The following is a 13932-nucleotide window of genomic DNA, read 5'->3' as shown; positions in this document are numbered from 1 at the left end:
GTCAGTCGACGGCTGCTGGATGATCCTCAGGTGTCCACCCTACGGCGCTCGCGGCCGACCGGCCGGACGCGCTGACAACACGCCCCTGCTCCGGCTCCGGCCGGGTCGCGCGGTGGCCGAAGCGCAGCCGGGGCTCGCCGAACCAGGGGTGCCGGCGCAGCAGTGCCCAGCGGCCGGCGGGACCGCGCTCGCTGCCGTCGACCTTCACCGCGCTGACCTCGGTGCCCGCCGCGCGGACCGCCTCGTGTGCCGCCTGCGGCAGGCTGCGCACGCCGTCGGGGCCGGCGGCCGGGGCCCGGTCGTCCTCGCCGAGGGTCGCCATCAGGGTCGGCATCATGACCGCGGCCGCCCGGGCGTACCCCTCGACCGAGGGGTGGAAGCGGTCCGAGCCGAACATCCGGCCCGGGTCGGCCTCGAACGCAGGGCCGAGCAGGTCGCCGATCGACACCGTCCGGCCGCCGGCCTCGACCACCGCGACGGTCTGCGCGGCCGCCAGCTGCCGGCTCCACCGGCGGGCCAGCCAGCGCAGCGGCGGCTTGATCGGCTGGATCGCGCCGATGTCGGGGCAGGTGCCGACGACCACCCGGCAGCCGACGGCGCGCAGCCGGCGGACGGTGTCGCTGAGGTGACGGACGGCGGCCGTGCGGGCCGAGAAGTGGGTGACGTCGTTGCCGCCGACCAGGATGACGGCGATCTCCGGCTGGTGTTCCAGGGCGGCGTCCACCTGGTAAGGCAGGCCGGACGACATCGAGCCGACCACGGCGAGCCGGTGCAGCCGGACCGGCCGGCGCAGCCGCCGGGAGACGCCGGTGGCCAGCAGCGCGCCGGGCGTCTCCCGCGGCCGGTGCACGCCGTAGCCGGCCGCGGAGGAGTCGCCGAGGACGACCATGCTCAGCGGGCGTCCGGGGAACTTGGGGCCGTACAGCCCGTCGCCGCGCGGCGGGGGAGCCTCGGCCATCGGAATGACCTTGCGGACGCCGGCCGCCTGCCGCAGCAGCACGCCGGCCGACAGGAGGGTGAGGCCCGCCGCGGCGCCGGTGACAGCGCCCGCGATCCGGCCGGCCCGCCGGAGTCGCCGCCGGTCCGCCTCCGTCCAACTGCGCACCTGAGCCACGCTGTCCCTCGCTCTCGCTCGGTGGGGAACTGCCCGTCAGCCGTCTATGAAGGCCCGGCCGCCGGCGATGGTGGGGCCTTCGAGGTTAACGCGCACATGCGACAACAGTCTGAACTCCCCGCCGAGCGGGTATGTCTGGCGGGTAGTCGTCATGCTGGTACTAGCGAAAGGGGACGACATGGCCAGGAAGCTGCACCGTACCGCCGCCTTCACGGCGCTGGCGAAGGCCCTCACCTCCGGGGCGCGCGGCGGGCCGTCGATCGGCAAGCGGCTGGCCGCGTTGCCCCGGATGTTGAAGGCCACCGCCAAGGGCCAGTACGACGGCGGCATGCGGGTGGCGATGATGGCCGCCGCGACGGCGTACATCGCCTCGCCGATCGACGTGATCCCCGAGGCGGCGCTGTTCGTCTTCGGGCTGGGCGACGACGCCATCATGATCACGTGGCTGGCGGGCGCGGTGCTCGCCGAGACCGGGCGCTTCCTCGAGTGGGAGAAACAGCGTGATGCGGTCCTGCCCGGATCGGTGGTCGACTGAGCCGTAGGCTGACGCGGTACAGGTCAGCACCCAGAAGGGCACAGCGACGTGCGGTACTACGACAATGTCGTCGACATCATCGGGGACACCCCCCTGGTTCGGCTGCGCAACGTCACCGAAGGCATAGCGGCGACAGTCCTTGCCAAGGTCGAATACATGAACCCGGGCGGATCCGTGAAGGACCGCATCGCGCTGCGCATGATCGAGGACGCCGAGAAGGCGGGGCTGCTCCGCGAGGGCGGCACGATCGTCGAGCCGACCAGCGGCAACACCGGGGTCGGGCTGGCGCTGGTCGCGCAGCTGCGCGGGTACAGGTGCGTGTTCGTCTGCCCTGACAAGGTCAGCGAGGACAAGCAGAACGTGCTGCGGGCGTACGGCGCGGAGGTCGTGGTGTGCCCGACCGCGGTGGCGCCCGAGGACCCGCGCTCGTACTACAACGTCTCGGACCGGCTGGCCCGGGACATTCCCGGCGCCTGGAAGCCGGACCAGTACAGCAACCCGGCGAACCCGCGCTCGCACTACGAGGAGACGGGCCCCGAGCTGTGGAAGCAGACCGAGGGCCGGATCACCCACTTCGTCGCGGGCGTCGGCACCGGCGGCACGATCAGCGGCGTCGGCCGCTACCTCAAGGAGCAGGGCGAGGTGCGGGTCGTCGGCGCCGACCCCGAGGGCTCCGTCTACTCCGGCGGTACCGGCCGGCCGTACCTGGTCGAGGGCGTCGGCGAGGACTTCTGGCCCGAGACCTACGACCGGGGCATCTGCGACGAGGTCATCGAGGTGTCCGACTCGGACTCCTTCGAGATGACCCGCCGGCTGGCCCGCGAGGAGGGCCTGCTGGTCGGCGGCAGCTGCGGCATGGCCGTGGTCGCGGCCCTCGAGGTGGCCCGCAAGGCCGACCCGGACGACGTGATCGTCGTGCTGCTGCCCGACGGCGGCCGCGGCTACCTGTCGAAGATCTTCAACGACACCTGGATGGCCCGCTACGGCTTCCTGGCCACCGGCGACGGCGAGGCCACGGTGGCGGACGCGCTGGGCGCGAAGAGCGGCGCGATGCCGCCGCTGATCCACGTGCACCCGACCGAGACGGTCCGCGACGCGATCGACTACATGCGCGAGTACGGCGTCAGCCAGCTGCCGGTGCTCAAGGCCGAGCCGCCCGTCGTCACGGGCGAGGTGGCCGGCTCGATCGCGGAGAAGGCGCTGCTGGACGCGCTGTTCACCGGCGCGGCGCACCTGCACGACACGATCGAGCGGCACATGGGCGACCCGCTGCCGATGATCGGCGGCGGCCAGCCGGTGAGCGCGGCGGTCGCGCTGCTGGAGAAGGCGGACGCGGCGATGGTGCTCGTCGACGGCAAGCCGGCCGGCGTACTCACCCGGCAGGACCTGCTGGCGCACCTGTCCTGAGCCCGAAGCTGACCGGCCCGCTCGCACCGCGAGCGGGCCGGCGCTATGCGAGCTCGGTCGGCACCGTCACCACGTCGACGAAGGCGTTCTTGCGCAGGACGGTGACGGGCAGGTCGGCGCCGATCGTCGGGCCCAGCATCAGGCGCTGCAGGGCCTGCACGGACTGCACCGGCTCGCCGCCCGCGGTGACCAGGATGTCGCCGAGGTAGATGCCCGCCGTGCCGGCCGGGCTGCCCGGCACCACCTCGACCACCCGCAGGCCCAGCTTCTGGCCCAACCGCCCGGCGACCGGCGGCGGCAGCGGCACGGGCACCCCGGCGACGCCGAGCCATGCCCGGCGTACCCGGCCCGAGGCGACCAGCTCGCCGATGATGTGCCGGGTGGTCCTGTTGATCGGCACGGCCAGGCCGAGGCCGTAGCCCGCGACCGCGGTGTTGACGCCGACGACGGCGCCGGTGAAGTCGGCCAGCGCGCCGCCCGAGTTGCCCGGGTTCAGTGCCGCGTCGGTCTGGATGACGTTGTCGATGATGCGGACCCGGCGGCCGTCGCGGGCCGGCAGCGACCGGCCCAGCCCGGAGACGACGCCGGCGGTGACGGACCCGGCCAGGCCCATAGGGTTGCCCACCGCCACGACCAGCTGGCCGATGCGCAGGCCGTCGGCGTCGCCCAGCGGCGCGGAGGGCGCGCCCGGGCTGTGCACCCGGACGACGGCGAGGTCCGAGAGCGCGTCGACGCCGACCACGTCGAACCGGGTCTCGGTGCCGTCGGCGAAGTCGGCGGTGCCGCCGCCCGCGCCGGCGACCACGTGGGCGTTGGTGAGCAGGAATCCGTCGTCGGTGAAGGTGACCGCCGAGCCGGCGCCGTTACCCCGTGGGGTGCGGACCGACAGGGCGGCGACGGACGGCAGGAGGTTGGCGGCGACGCCGGTCACGACACGGCTGTAGGCATCGAGTGCCTCGGCTTCGACACCCGTGTGTTCGGTATCCATGCTCGGCAGAACGCCGGGCCGTCGCCATCGATGCCCGTGCGGCGTCCGCCCACGGCGAAAAGAGACCGTCACAGATAGTTGCGAAGGTCGCACAGACAGTCCGACCGGCGGTGGGCGTGCGGGGGTTGTATGTGTAGCGACAGAGCTGACCAGACGGGAGGGTGGATTGAATGGTCATCGCCGACCAGGCTGTACCGGCCGACATCGTGGACCGCCTGCTCTGGGACGAAGCGCAGCGGATGCTGGGCCGGCACGCCGAGGCCGGTCATGACGGCAACTGTGTCTGGTGTGGATGGCGATGGCCCTGCGCGCCCCGCCGCGTCGCCGAGCGCGCCGAAACCGCCGCCCGCCGCCCGTGGCGGGAGGCCTGGACGCTGCGCCACGACCTGAACAGCATCCGCGGCATACCGGGAGTCCGCCTCGGGCTGGAGGACAACCGAATCCGCCGCGAAAACCCCAAGACCGACGAACTTAATCGAGGCTGTTTCGACTGAAGACCATGAACGTCAGCCGGTAGCTTGACCGTCCCCCGGCAAGAAACCGAACCATCGGATCGGCCGACGTTCGACCGCGGTGATGTCGCTGTGCCCCGCCAGCACACCGGCGTCCCGCGCCCGGACCCGCCCAAGAACCGTTTCGACCGGCACGCCTCCGCCGGTCGGCGCCTCCGGCCAGGCGCCAAATCCGGTTCGGGCGGGCGCGGTTGGCGGGAGTGCGTGACCACAGGTTCCCCCGCATTCACTCGGTCATGCACTCCCGCCCGCCACCCCGGCGACCCGCCGGCCGTAGCGGACCTGCGGCACCGGCTCGCCGCCCATCTCCTCGGTGCGCGTGACACCGTCGGCGACCCAGCCGCCGCGCTCGTAGAAGCGCCGGGCGCGGGCGTTGGCGGCGAGCACCCAGAGCACCGCCCGGTCGCCGATCAGGGCGAGCGCGGGCAGCGCGTCGCGCATCAGCAGCAGCCCGACGCCGGTGCCGACGTAGGCCGGGTCGGCGTGGATCGCCGACAGCATGCCGACGCCGTCCTCCTCGCTCGGGCCCAGGTAGGTGAAGCCCGCCAGCGTCACGCCGTCGACCGCGACCGTCAACCGGTGCGTCTCCCGCTCCCACTTCCACCGCTCGGCCCACCACTCGCCCAGCGCCTCGGGCGAGCCGTACGCCAGCGCCGCGGGGGAGAGGATGTCGGCGTACGCGGTCGCCCGCGAGTGGAAATGCAGGGCGCCGATGGCGGGCATGTCGCCGTCAGCCGCGGGACGAAGGCGCACGCTCATTGTTCGAACCTAGCCGCGGCGGCACCGGCACCCGCAGCAGGTCCTCGGCGAGCACGATGTCGCCGTCGAACTCCGCCCGGGCCTCGTCGAGATAGCGCGCGCTGTCGGCGTACCGCTGGGAGAAGTGGGTGAGTACCAGCGTGCGTACGCCCGACTGCCGGGCCACCGACGCGGCCTGGCCCGCGGTCAGGTGGCCGACCTGCGCGGCCATCGCGGTGTCCTCCGCCAGGAAGGTGGACTCGATGACCAGCAGGTCCGCCCCCTCGGCCAGCCGGAACACGTTGTCGCACATGCCGGTGTCCATCACGAAGGCGAAGCGCTGGCCCGGCCGGGGCACGCTGACCTGGTCGAGGGTCACCCGGCCGGCGGAGCCGGTGCGCTGCAGCTCGCTGATCGCCGGGCCGGCGATGCCGTGCGCGGCGAGCAGCGACGGGACCATGCGGCGGCCGTCCGGCTCGGCCAGGCGGTAGCCGTAGGTCTCGATCGAGTGGCGCAGCGGCAGGGCCGTGAGCAGGCCCGCGGAGGTCTCCGCGCGGAAGTCGCCGGAGACCGGGGCCGGCCGGACGTCGGCGACGTCGTAGAAGCTCGTGGCGTGCCGCAGCCGGTCGAAGTACTCCCGGCCGCCGGCCGGGAAGTGCACGGGTACCGGGTGCCGGACCTTGTCGAGCGAGATCCGCTGGATGATCCCGGGCAGGCCGAGCGAGTGGTCGCCGTGGAAATGGGTGATGCACACCCGGCGCAGCGGGGTGACGGCCAGCCCGGCCAGCAGCATCTGGCGCTGGGTGCCCTCGCCGGGGTCGAAGAGGATGACCTCGTCGTCCCAGCGCAGCAGGTAGCCGTTGTGGTTCCGGTGCCGGGTCGGCACCTGGCTGGCGGTGCCGAGGACGACGAGCTCGCGCATGATCACCCCTCGGGCATGAAGCGACCCCCGGGGATTTCCGCGCGCAGCGCGGTCCGGTCGGACTGGGCCGGATCCCCGGGGGTCGGGTGGCTACCTGAAATTCGCCGCACCGCTGCCACACGGTCTCGACGCTCGTACGAAGCTGTCAAGGACAGCGGCTAGCGGACAGCCACCTCACGAGTCCCGTTGCTATACAACTTCGGACCACCTCCCTTCACGTGTACGGCCACGTTAACCACTCCGGCGCCGGCGGTACAACGCTTTAATGGTCACTAGAGACGGGGGAATACCCGTGGGGACATCTCGGTTCCCTCCACCGCCAGCGAGGCGGGCCCCACGATCTGCGGGTCCGGGGTGCCGATGACGTCGGTGTCCTTGTCGTCGTAGTCGAAGCGGTCGAGTACGAACCGGATCGCCTCCAGCCGGGCCCGCTTCTTGTCGTTGCTCTTCACCACGGTCCACGGTGCGTCGGCGGTGTCGGTGTAGAAGAACATCGCCTCCTTGGCCTCGGTGTAGTCGCCCCACTTGTCCAGCGACTCGAGGTCCATCGCCGATAGCTTCCACTGCCGCACCGGGTCGACCTGGCGGATCGCGAATCGGGTGCGCTGCTCGCCCTGCGACACCGAGAACCAGAACTTGATCAGGTTGATGCCCGAGCGCACCAGCATCCGCTCGAGGTCCGGTGCCTGGCGCATGAACTCCAGGTACTCGACGCGGGTGCAGAAGCCCATGACCCGCTCGACCCCGGCCCGGTTGTACCAGGAGCGATCGAAGAGCACGATCTCCCCGGCCGCCGGCAGGTGCTTGATGTAGCGCTGGAAGTACCACTGGTTGCTCTCGCGCTCGCTGGGCTTGCCCAGCGCCACCACGGACGCGCCGCGCGGGTTCAGGTGTTCCATGAAGCGCTTGATCGTGCCGCCCTTGCCGGCGGCGTCGCGGCCCTCGAAGAGGAACACCATCCGCTCGCCGGTGCGCTTGCACCACTTCTGCAGCTTGAGCAGTTCGATCTGCAGCAGGCGCTTGTCATGGTCGTATTCGGCCCGGGCCATCCGGGCCTCGTACGGGTAGTCCTCGCGCCAGGTGTCGACCGGGCTGCCGTCGGAGTTGAGCAGCACCGGGTCGTCGTCATCGTCGTCGGCGACCCGGAAGCCGGCCAGTTCGGCGATCGGGCCCTGGTAGGGCCTGGTGACCTGCTCGGCGTCCCACTGGTGCCCGTTCGGCTGCTGTTGCTCCTCGGCCTGCATGGGCTCTGCCTTACCCATCAGCGCAGCCAGGCACGCACCTTCCCGCGGCGGGAGGCCTTGATCGCGGCCGGTAGCTCGCGCAGGGTCGCCTCGCCGACCTGCTCCTGCCGGCCGTAGAGGACGCCGTAGCCGAACGCGTCCGGCGCGGTCCGGGCCACGTCGCGCAGCACCTCCCGGGCGACCACCGAGTCCTGGTGCCCGCCCAGCACGTCCTGGAGCCCGGTCAGCGCCTTGACCAGGCGCCTGCCCGGCTTGCCGGCATCCCCGGCGTAGACCTCGACGCCGTACCGGGCCTGCTTGTATGCCTTGCGGGCCTCGTGCAGCTCGGCGTCGACCCCGTCGGCGGTGGCCTCGTCGAGCAGCCGGTCGGCCTTGCGCAGCGCCTTGCCGGCGCGGCGCGGCGCGTCCTCGTCGTCCGGCGCCGGGTCGTCGACGAGCTCGTCCATCGCGTCGAGCAGGGCCAGGTAGCGGTCGCTGTCCAGGGCCGCGACCAGCTCCTCCTTGCCGCGCGCCACATCGGCCTCGAGGCGCTCGCGGATGCCCGCCGCGACCTCCGGGAACTCGCCCGCCATGGCCAGCAGCTTGTGGCTGAGCACCTGGCCGTCGCGGACGGCGCCGAGGCGGTCGGCGAGCCACTTCAGCTCGGCCTTGAGCGCCGTCGCGCGCTCGGGGTCGAACGAGCCCTTGAACGTCTTCAGCGTGCTGCGCAGGCGGCGGGTCGCCACCCGCATCTTGTGCACGGACTCGGCCGCGCCCGCGCGTACCCCGGCGTCCTCGTTCTCGACGGCCTCGCGCTGCTCCCGGGCGTACCGGAGCACGGGGTTGATCTTCTTGTCCGTCCTGCCGGGTGCCGCGAGGCGGTCGCCGAGCGCGCGGGCCAGCTTCGACGGGCCGGCCGCCGGGGTGGCGCCGGCGGCGCACAGCAGAGCTTCTAGGGCGTCGAGCACCTCCGGGCCGCCGTCGACCAGCTCCACCTCGAGCTCCTGCCAGCGCTGCTCGCCGTCGTCGGTGTCCGCGCGGACGTCGTCCTGCGCGATGAGCGCCAGGGTGCGGTCGTCGGCGTCGCGCAGCGACGTCTCCACCCGATGCGTGCGCAGCCGGGCGACGGGCCGCAGCGGCCGGGTCCGCACGATGGTGCGGACCTCCGCGATCAGCTCGGCCGGCACGTCGTCGCCGTCGGTCAGCGGCAGCCGGTACTCGGTGCGGCTCGCGCCGTCTCCCGGGGTCTTGAGGTGCCAGCCGGCGTCCTCGCCGCCGGTGCGCCGGCGCAGGGTGCGACGGTGGTGTGCCAGCCGCAGATCCTCGGTGTCGAAGTAGGTCGCGTCGAGTTCGTGGGTGTCCGCCGCGCCGCGCCGGAGGACCCCGGCGGCGCCGTCGAGCGGCGGCAACGTGAAACCGGCGGGGACGTCGTATTTGCGTTCGGTTTCGGTCGCCGTCTGCATACCTTTCAATATGCCTGGTGTGGTGGTGGCTGAGCTATCTCTGCGGCGAAACGGCCCGGGATTCCCAGGTCATTCTGGGCTTCGATCCAGCGGTTTCCCAGGCAACGACCGCACACTGGAGCCAGGCCCCTCTGGGGTCCGGCGCTCGTCCCCCGTGCGAGCGCCGGGTCCCTCAGGCCTGACGAGAGCGCCGCCCCGACCGCCGCCCCGGTCCGGGGTGGCGCTCTTTCTTCGTCCGCGGCGTCAGACCGCCGCCTCGTCGCGGCTGCGGAGGTACTGCGCCCGCGAGTAGTGCGCGGCCGCGGCGCCGTAGTACATCGTCGCGAGCGTGACGTGGAAGCTGTTGTCGGTCAGGGCGTTCTTCGCGTTGGCGGTCTCCGACCAGCGGATCTCCGCGTCCGAGGCGCTGATGCCGCGCCGGGCGCAGCGCTGGCTGTACAGCTCCTTGCCCTGCCGGAACGTCTCGAGCGCGCTCTCGGCCTGCTTCATCATCGCCCGGGCCGTCTCGATGAGGGCCTCGGCAAGAGTCCAGGCGGCGCGTTCGTCCTCGTTGTTGAACCTGGGCACGGTGTACCTCCCCTGCCGACCCTCCTGATTTGTCCTCTTGTTCAGTGTGTGAGCGGCGTCGGAGCCTGTCGATCTTTTACACCCGCAAGAAGGACGAGGCCGCTATCCGGTCGGCGTACGACCGGGCCTCCTCGTCGGAGTCGTACCTGTGCCGGGGCCAGAAGAAGCCACGCAGGCCGTCGCCCTTGGTCCGGGGCACGACGTGCGCGTGCAGGTGCGGCACCGACTGCGACACCACGTTGTTCATCGCCACGAACGTGCCCTGCGCGCCGAGCGCCGCCGGCACCGCCGCCGCCACCCGCTGCACCAGGGCGAAGAAGCCGGGCAGCAGCTCGGCCGGTAGTTCGGTGAGCTGTGAGACGTGCGTGCGCGGCACCACCAGCACATGGCCCTTGAAGACCGGGCGGATGTCGAGGAAGCCGACGCCGTCCGGTGAGTCGACGACCTTGAACGCGGGAACCGTGTCCGCCACGATCGGGCAGAAGAGGCAGCCGGGCATCAGGGCAGACTAGCCTTGCGATTCATGACGGGTAACACGTACGGCTTCGACACCCTTGCCATCCACGCGGGGCAGGATCCCGACCCACGGACCGGGGCCGTCGTGCCCCCGATCTACCAGACCAGCACCTACGCGCAGGACGCCGTCGGCGCGCCCCGGCTCGGCTACGAGTACAGCCGCTCGGGCAACCCGACCCGCGACGCCCTGCAGGAGTGCCTCGCCGCGATCGAGGGCGGCCGGCGCGGCCTCGCCTTCGCCAGCGGTCTCGCGGCCGAGGACACGCTGCTGCGTACCGTGTGCCGGCCCGGCGACCACGTGGTGATCCCGGACGACGCCTACGGCGGCACCTACCGGCTCTTCGCCAAGGTCGCCGAGAAGTGGGGCATCGACTGGACCGCTGTGCCGCTCGGCGACCTGGACGCGGTACGCGCCGCGTTCCGGCCCGGGCACACGCGGCTGATCTGGGCCGAGACCCCGACCAACCCGCTGCTGAACATCGCCGACGTCGCCGCGCTCGCCGGGCTCGCGCACGAGTACGACGCGCTGCTGGCGGTCGACAACACGTTCGCCTCGCCATACCTGCAGCAGCCGATCGGCCTCGGCGCCGACGTCGTCATCCACTCGACGACCAAGTACCTCGGCGGGCACTCCGACGTGGTCGGCGGCGCGCTGATCGCGGCCGACGACGGCCTCGGCGACGAGCTGGCCTTCCACCAGAACGCGATGGGCGCGATCAACGGCCCGTTCGACGCCTGGCTGACGCTGCGCGGCATCAAGACCCTCGGCGTACGGATGGACCGGCACTGCGACAACGCCGAGCGCATCGTCGGGTACCTGCGCGACCACCGCTCGGTCGGCCAGATCCTCTACCCCGGGCTCGAGTCGCATCCCGGACACGAGACCGCCGCGAAGCAGATGTCGCGCTTCGGCGGCATGATCTCGTTCCGCGCGGCCGGCGGCCCTGAGCAGGCGATCAACATCTGCAACCGGACAAAGCTCTTCGTGCTCGCCGAGTCGCTCGGCGGCGTCGAGTCGCTGATCGAGCACCCGGGACAGATGACACACCTGTCAACAGCCGGTTCCCCGCTTGAAGTACCCGCCGATCTCGTGCGACTGTCTGTCGGCATCGAAACCGTTGACGATCTGCTCGCGGATCTGGAGCAGGCGCTCGGCTAGGTCTACAGACGGAGCGGGCCATGGAAAACCTGGCGACCACCTGGGTGGGTGCCACGGCGAAGCAGATCTCGCGCGCGGTCCGGCGCGGTGACACGACCGCGACCCAGGTCGTCGCCGATCACCTGGAGCAGATCGCGATCTCCGATCCCGCGCTCAGCGCGTTCCGGGTGGTGCGCGCCGGCGAGGCGATCGCCGAGGCCGAGAAGGTGGACGACCAGGAGGACCTGGCGAACCTGCCGCTCGCCGGGGTGCCGGTCGCGGTGAAGGAGAACACGCCGGTCGCGGGCCTGCCGACCTGGCACGGCTCGGCGGCGGCCCGCACGGCCGTCGCCGAGGACGACCACGAGGTGGTGCGCCGGCTGCGCGGCGCCGGAGCGGTGGTCGTCGGGGTCACCCGGATGCCCGAGATGGGCCTCTGGGCGACCACCGACGGCCCGGACGGCCCGACCCGCAACCCCTGGTCGCTGGACCGCACGCCCGGCGGCTCGTCGGGCGGCTCGGCCGCGGCCGTCGCCGCCGGCCTGGTGCCCATCGCGCACGGCAACGACGGCCTCGGCTCGGTGCGCATCCCGGCGGCCTGCTGCGGCCTGGTCGGGCTCAAGCCCGGCCGCGGCGTCGTGCCCTGCGACCTCGGCGTCGACGGCTGGCTCGGCCTGGTCGAGAACGGCATCCTGGCCACCACCGTGTCCGACGCCGCGCTCGGCTTCGGCGTGATGGCCGGCCGGGCCCCGGCGAAGCTCGTTCAGCCGAACCGGCTGCGGGTCGGCGTCTCGCTGCGCTCGCCGGTTTCCGGGGTACGCCCGGACGGGCCCAACCGCGACGCCGTCGCCACCGCGGCGAAGCTGCTCGTCGCCGCCGGGCACGACACGGTCACCGCGGATCCGGCCTACTCGACCGGCACCGGCCTGAGCGGCCTGGCCACGTGGTTCGCCTGCGCATACCGCGAGGCGCAGGCGTCCGGGGTCGACACCAAGACGTTGCAGCCGCGCACCCGGCGGCACATCCGCCTGGGCGGGCTCATGGAGAGGCGGGACTGGGCGCGGCAGGGGCCCCGCGACGCCTGGCGCGAGCAGAGCATCCGGTTCTTCGCCGACCACAACGTCGACGTGCTGCTCACCCCCGCGCTGGCGGCGACGCCGCCGCCCGCGGACGGGCACAGCACCGGCAGCTGGCAGCGCAACATGCGGGTCAACATGCGGTACGCGCCGTACGCCGCGCCCTGGAACATCGCCGGCCTGCCCGCGATCGTGGTCCCGGTCGGCCTGCGCCCGGACGGGCTGCCGGTCGGCGTGCAGCTGGTCGGCCCGCCGGACTCGGAGCTGCTGCTGCTCGCGATCGCCGGACAGTTCGAGGTGGCGAACCCCTGGCCTCGTCACGCCTTCGTCTGACGGTAGTGGCACGATCGAGGGCATGAGCGACTGCACCGCAGCGAAGCAAGGGCCAGGAGCGCATGCCGAAGATGGCACAGCATGAGCGACTGCACCGCAGCGAAGCAAGGGCCAGGAGCGCAGGCGTGAACGAACTGTTGGAGCTGGCCGACATCGAGGCCGCCCGGGACCTGCTCGCCGGGATCGTGAAGACGACCCCGCTCGAGTACTCCATGCCGCTGAGCACCAGCCTCGGCGTGCCGGTCTGGCTCAAGTGCGAGAACCAGCAGCGTGCGGGCTCCTACAAGGTGCGCGGCGCGTACACCCGGATCTCCCGGCTGACCGACGCCGAGCGCGCCCGGGGCGTGGTCGCCGCCAGCGCGGGCAACCACGCGCAGGGTGTGGCCCTCGCGGCGGGCATTCTGGGCGCGAAGTCCACGGTCTTCATGCCCGAGGGCGCTCCGCTGCCGAAGGTCTCGGCCACCAAGGGCTACGGCGCCTCGATCGAGTACGCCGGCACCACCGTCGACGACGCGCTGACCGCGGCCCGGGAGTTCGCCGCGGCGACCGGGGCGGTCCTGATCCACCCGTTCGACCACCCGGACGTCATCGCCGGGCAGGGCACCGTCGGGCTGGAGATCCTCGAGCAGTGCCCCGACGTCGGCACGATCGTGACCGCGGTCGGCGGCGGCGGGCTGATCTCCGGGGTCGCGGTCGCGGCCCGGGCGCTGCGGCCGGACATCCGGATCATCGGCGTGCAGTCCGCGGGCGCCGCCGCCTATCCGCCCTCACTGGCGGCGGGGGAGCCGCAGACGCTCGAGCGGTCCGCCACGATCGCCGACGGCATCGCGGTCATGCGCCCGGGCGTGCTGAACTTCGCGCACGTCAGCAAGCTCGTCGACGACGTGGTCACGGTCACCGACGAGGACCTGTCGGCCGCCCTGCTGGTGCTGCTGGAGCGGCACAAGATGGTGGTCGAGCCGGCCGGCGGCGCGTCGGTCGCCGCCCTGCTCACCGGCAAGGTCGAGTTGCGGCCGCCGATCGTGGCGATCCTGTCGGGCGGCAACATCGACCCGATGCTGCTGCTCCGGGTGATCGAGCACGGCCTGGTCTCGGCCGGCCGCTTCCTGCGGCTCTCGGTGCGCACCGGCGACCAGCCCGGCGAGCTGGCCCGGCTGCTCGCGGAGATCGCCGAGCAGCGGGCCAACATCGTCGACGTCGCGCACTCGCGGCAGAACCCCCGGCTCAGCTTCGGCGAGGTCGAGGTGCAGCTGTCGGTGGAGACCCGCGGCCCGGACCACTCGGCGGCGCTGATCGGCGCCCTGCGCGGCTCGGGCTACACGGTCACCCTGCTGTCCGGTACGCCCTGATTCCCAAAACATGATCCCCGGACCGCCGCGCGGCCCGGGGATCGTTGTTTG

The 13932-nt window shown here is 72.3% G+C and carries 14 protein-coding genes; 6 read left to right on the top strand and 8 right to left on the bottom strand.

Annotation, left to right across the window (positions count from 1 at the left end; translation table 11 throughout):
- Position 1: 1 nt before the first annotated feature.
- Positions 2 to 1105 (bottom strand): SGNH/GDSL hydrolase family protein, encoded by a 1104-nt coding sequence (locus tag ACIBSW_RS32920; protein WP_354721051.1) that lies wholly within the window; start codon positions 1103 to 1105, stop codon positions 2 to 4.
- A 187-nt stretch (positions 1106 to 1292) separates the two neighbouring features.
- Between ACIBSW_RS32920 and ACIBSW_RS32915 the strand changes: the two genes are divergently transcribed.
- On the top strand, positions 1293 to 1649 hold the full coding sequence (locus tag ACIBSW_RS32915) for a YkvA family protein (protein ID WP_354721049.1): 357 nt from the start codon (positions 1293 to 1295) through the stop codon (positions 1647 to 1649).
- A gap of 48 nt (positions 1650 to 1697) precedes the next feature.
- Complete coding sequence (locus ACIBSW_RS32910) at positions 1698 to 3056, top strand: cystathionine beta-synthase (protein WP_354721048.1); 1359 nt, start codon at positions 1698 to 1700, stop codon at positions 3054 to 3056.
- A 43-nt stretch (positions 3057 to 3099) separates the two neighbouring features.
- Here the strand turns inward: ACIBSW_RS32910 and ACIBSW_RS32905 are convergent, their stop codons facing one another.
- Positions 3100 to 3987, bottom strand: coding sequence for a trypsin-like peptidase domain-containing protein (locus ACIBSW_RS32905; RefSeq protein ID WP_354721046.1), 888 nt, complete (start codon positions 3985 to 3987; stop codon positions 3100 to 3102).
- 227 nt (positions 3988 to 4214) lie between these two features.
- On the opposite strand from ACIBSW_RS32905, the gene ACIBSW_RS32900 reads away from it, so the two are divergent.
- Entirely contained in the window at positions 4215 to 4538 is a 324-nt protein-coding gene (locus ACIBSW_RS32900; protein WP_354721044.1) for a hypothetical protein, read from the top strand.
- A 252-nt stretch (positions 4539 to 4790) separates the two neighbouring features.
- On the opposite strand, the gene ACIBSW_RS32895 is transcribed toward ACIBSW_RS32900, so the two are convergent.
- The 6 genes from ACIBSW_RS32895 to ACIBSW_RS32870 all read right to left on the bottom strand — a co-directional run bounded on the left by ACIBSW_RS32895 (position 4791) and on the right by ACIBSW_RS32870 (position 9968).
- On the bottom strand, positions 4791 to 5315 hold the full coding sequence (locus ACIBSW_RS32895) for a GNAT family N-acetyltransferase (RefSeq protein WP_354721043.1): 525 nt from the start codon (positions 5313 to 5315) through the stop codon (positions 4791 to 4793).
- Positions 5287 to 6216 carry a ribonuclease Z gene (locus ACIBSW_RS32890; protein WP_354721041.1) on the bottom strand — a complete coding sequence of 310 codons (930 nt, stop codon included), beginning with the start codon at positions 6214 to 6216 and terminating at the stop codon, positions 5287 to 5289. Before ACIBSW_RS32890 ends, ACIBSW_RS32895 begins: the two co-directional genes overlap by 29 nt.
- A 272-nt stretch (positions 6217 to 6488) precedes the next feature.
- Complete coding sequence (gene ppk2 / locus ACIBSW_RS32885; protein ID WP_404799527.1) at positions 6489 to 7478, bottom strand: polyphosphate kinase 2; 990 nt, start codon at positions 7476 to 7478, stop codon at positions 6489 to 6491.
- A complete protein-coding gene (locus ACIBSW_RS32880) occupies positions 7478 to 8902 on the bottom strand; it encodes a CYTH and CHAD domain-containing protein (protein ID WP_354721039.1) in 1425 nt (474 codons plus the stop codon). The genes ppk2 and ACIBSW_RS32880 overlap by 1 nt, the downstream gene beginning before the upstream one ends.
- A 243-nt stretch (positions 8903 to 9145) precedes the next feature.
- Positions 9146 to 9469 carry a hypothetical protein gene (locus ACIBSW_RS32875; RefSeq protein WP_184997498.1) on the bottom strand — a complete coding sequence of 108 codons (324 nt, stop codon included), beginning with the start codon at positions 9467 to 9469 and terminating at the stop codon, positions 9146 to 9148.
- A 76-nt stretch (positions 9470 to 9545) separates the two neighbouring features.
- Positions 9546 to 9968 carry an HIT family protein gene (locus ACIBSW_RS32870; RefSeq protein WP_354721037.1) on the bottom strand — a complete coding sequence of 141 codons (423 nt, stop codon included), beginning with the start codon at positions 9966 to 9968 and terminating at the stop codon, positions 9546 to 9548.
- A 24-nt stretch (positions 9969 to 9992) separates the two neighbouring features.
- Between ACIBSW_RS32870 and ACIBSW_RS32865 the strand changes: the two genes are divergently transcribed.
- From ACIBSW_RS32865 to ilvA, 3 genes are all read left to right on the top strand, one after another.
- On the top strand, positions 9993 to 11144 hold the full coding sequence (locus ACIBSW_RS32865; protein ID WP_354721035.1) for a cystathionine gamma-synthase: 1152 nt from the start codon (positions 9993 to 9995) through the stop codon (positions 11142 to 11144).
- 20 nt (positions 11145 to 11164) lie between these two features.
- Positions 11165 to 12532 carry an amidase family protein gene (locus ACIBSW_RS32860; RefSeq protein ID WP_354721034.1) on the top strand — a complete coding sequence of 456 codons (1368 nt, stop codon included), beginning with the start codon at positions 11165 to 11167 and terminating at the stop codon, positions 12530 to 12532.
- Positions 12533 to 12657: 125 nt separating this feature from the next.
- A complete protein-coding gene (ilvA, locus tag ACIBSW_RS32855) occupies positions 12658 to 13881 on the top strand; it encodes a threonine ammonia-lyase (RefSeq protein WP_354721032.1) in 1224 nt (407 codons plus the stop codon).
- The last annotated feature ends 51 nt before the right edge of the window (positions 13882 to 13932 follow it).

The sequence above is a fragment of the Actinoplanes sp. NPDC049668 genome (assembly GCF_044465445.1).
In the GTDB taxonomy this organism is placed as follows: Bacteria; Actinomycetota; Actinomycetes; order Mycobacteriales; family Micromonosporaceae; genus Actinoplanes.
Note: the sequence above shows the minus strand (reverse complement) of the source record. Positions and strands in the feature narration are given on the sequence as shown.

Excerpts from the sequence above, each read along its gene's own strand:
- ACIBSW_RS32915 (WP_354721049.1), top strand. The coding sequence starts at position 1,293 with ATGGCCAGGAAGCTGCACCGTACCGCCGCCTTCACGGCGCTGGCGAAG.
- ppk2 (WP_404799527.1), bottom strand. The coding sequence starts at position 7,478 with ATGGGTAAGGCAGAGCCCATGCAGGCCGAGGAGCAACAGCAGCCGAAC.
- ACIBSW_RS32890 (WP_354721041.1), bottom strand. The coding sequence starts at position 6,216 with ATGCGCGAGCTCGTCGTCCTCGGCACCGCCAGCCAGGTGCCGACCCGG.
- ACIBSW_RS32870 (WP_354721037.1), bottom strand. The coding sequence starts at position 9,968 with ATGCCCGGCTGCCTCTTCTGCCCGATCGTGGCGGACACGGTTCCCGCG.
- ACIBSW_RS32865 (WP_354721035.1), top strand. The coding sequence starts at position 9,993 with ATGACGGGTAACACGTACGGCTTCGACACCCTTGCCATCCACGCGGGG.
- ACIBSW_RS32895 (WP_354721043.1), bottom strand. The coding sequence starts at position 5,315 with ATGAGCGTGCGCCTTCGTCCCGCGGCTGACGGCGACATGCCCGCCATC.
- ACIBSW_RS32860 (WP_354721034.1), top strand. The coding sequence starts at position 11,165 with ATGGAAAACCTGGCGACCACCTGGGTGGGTGCCACGGCGAAGCAGATC.
- ACIBSW_RS32900 (WP_354721044.1), top strand. The coding sequence starts at position 4,215 with ATGGTCATCGCCGACCAGGCTGTACCGGCCGACATCGTGGACCGCCTG.
- ACIBSW_RS32880 (WP_354721039.1), bottom strand. The coding sequence starts at position 8,902 with ATGCAGACGGCGACCGAAACCGAACGCAAATACGACGTCCCCGCCGGT.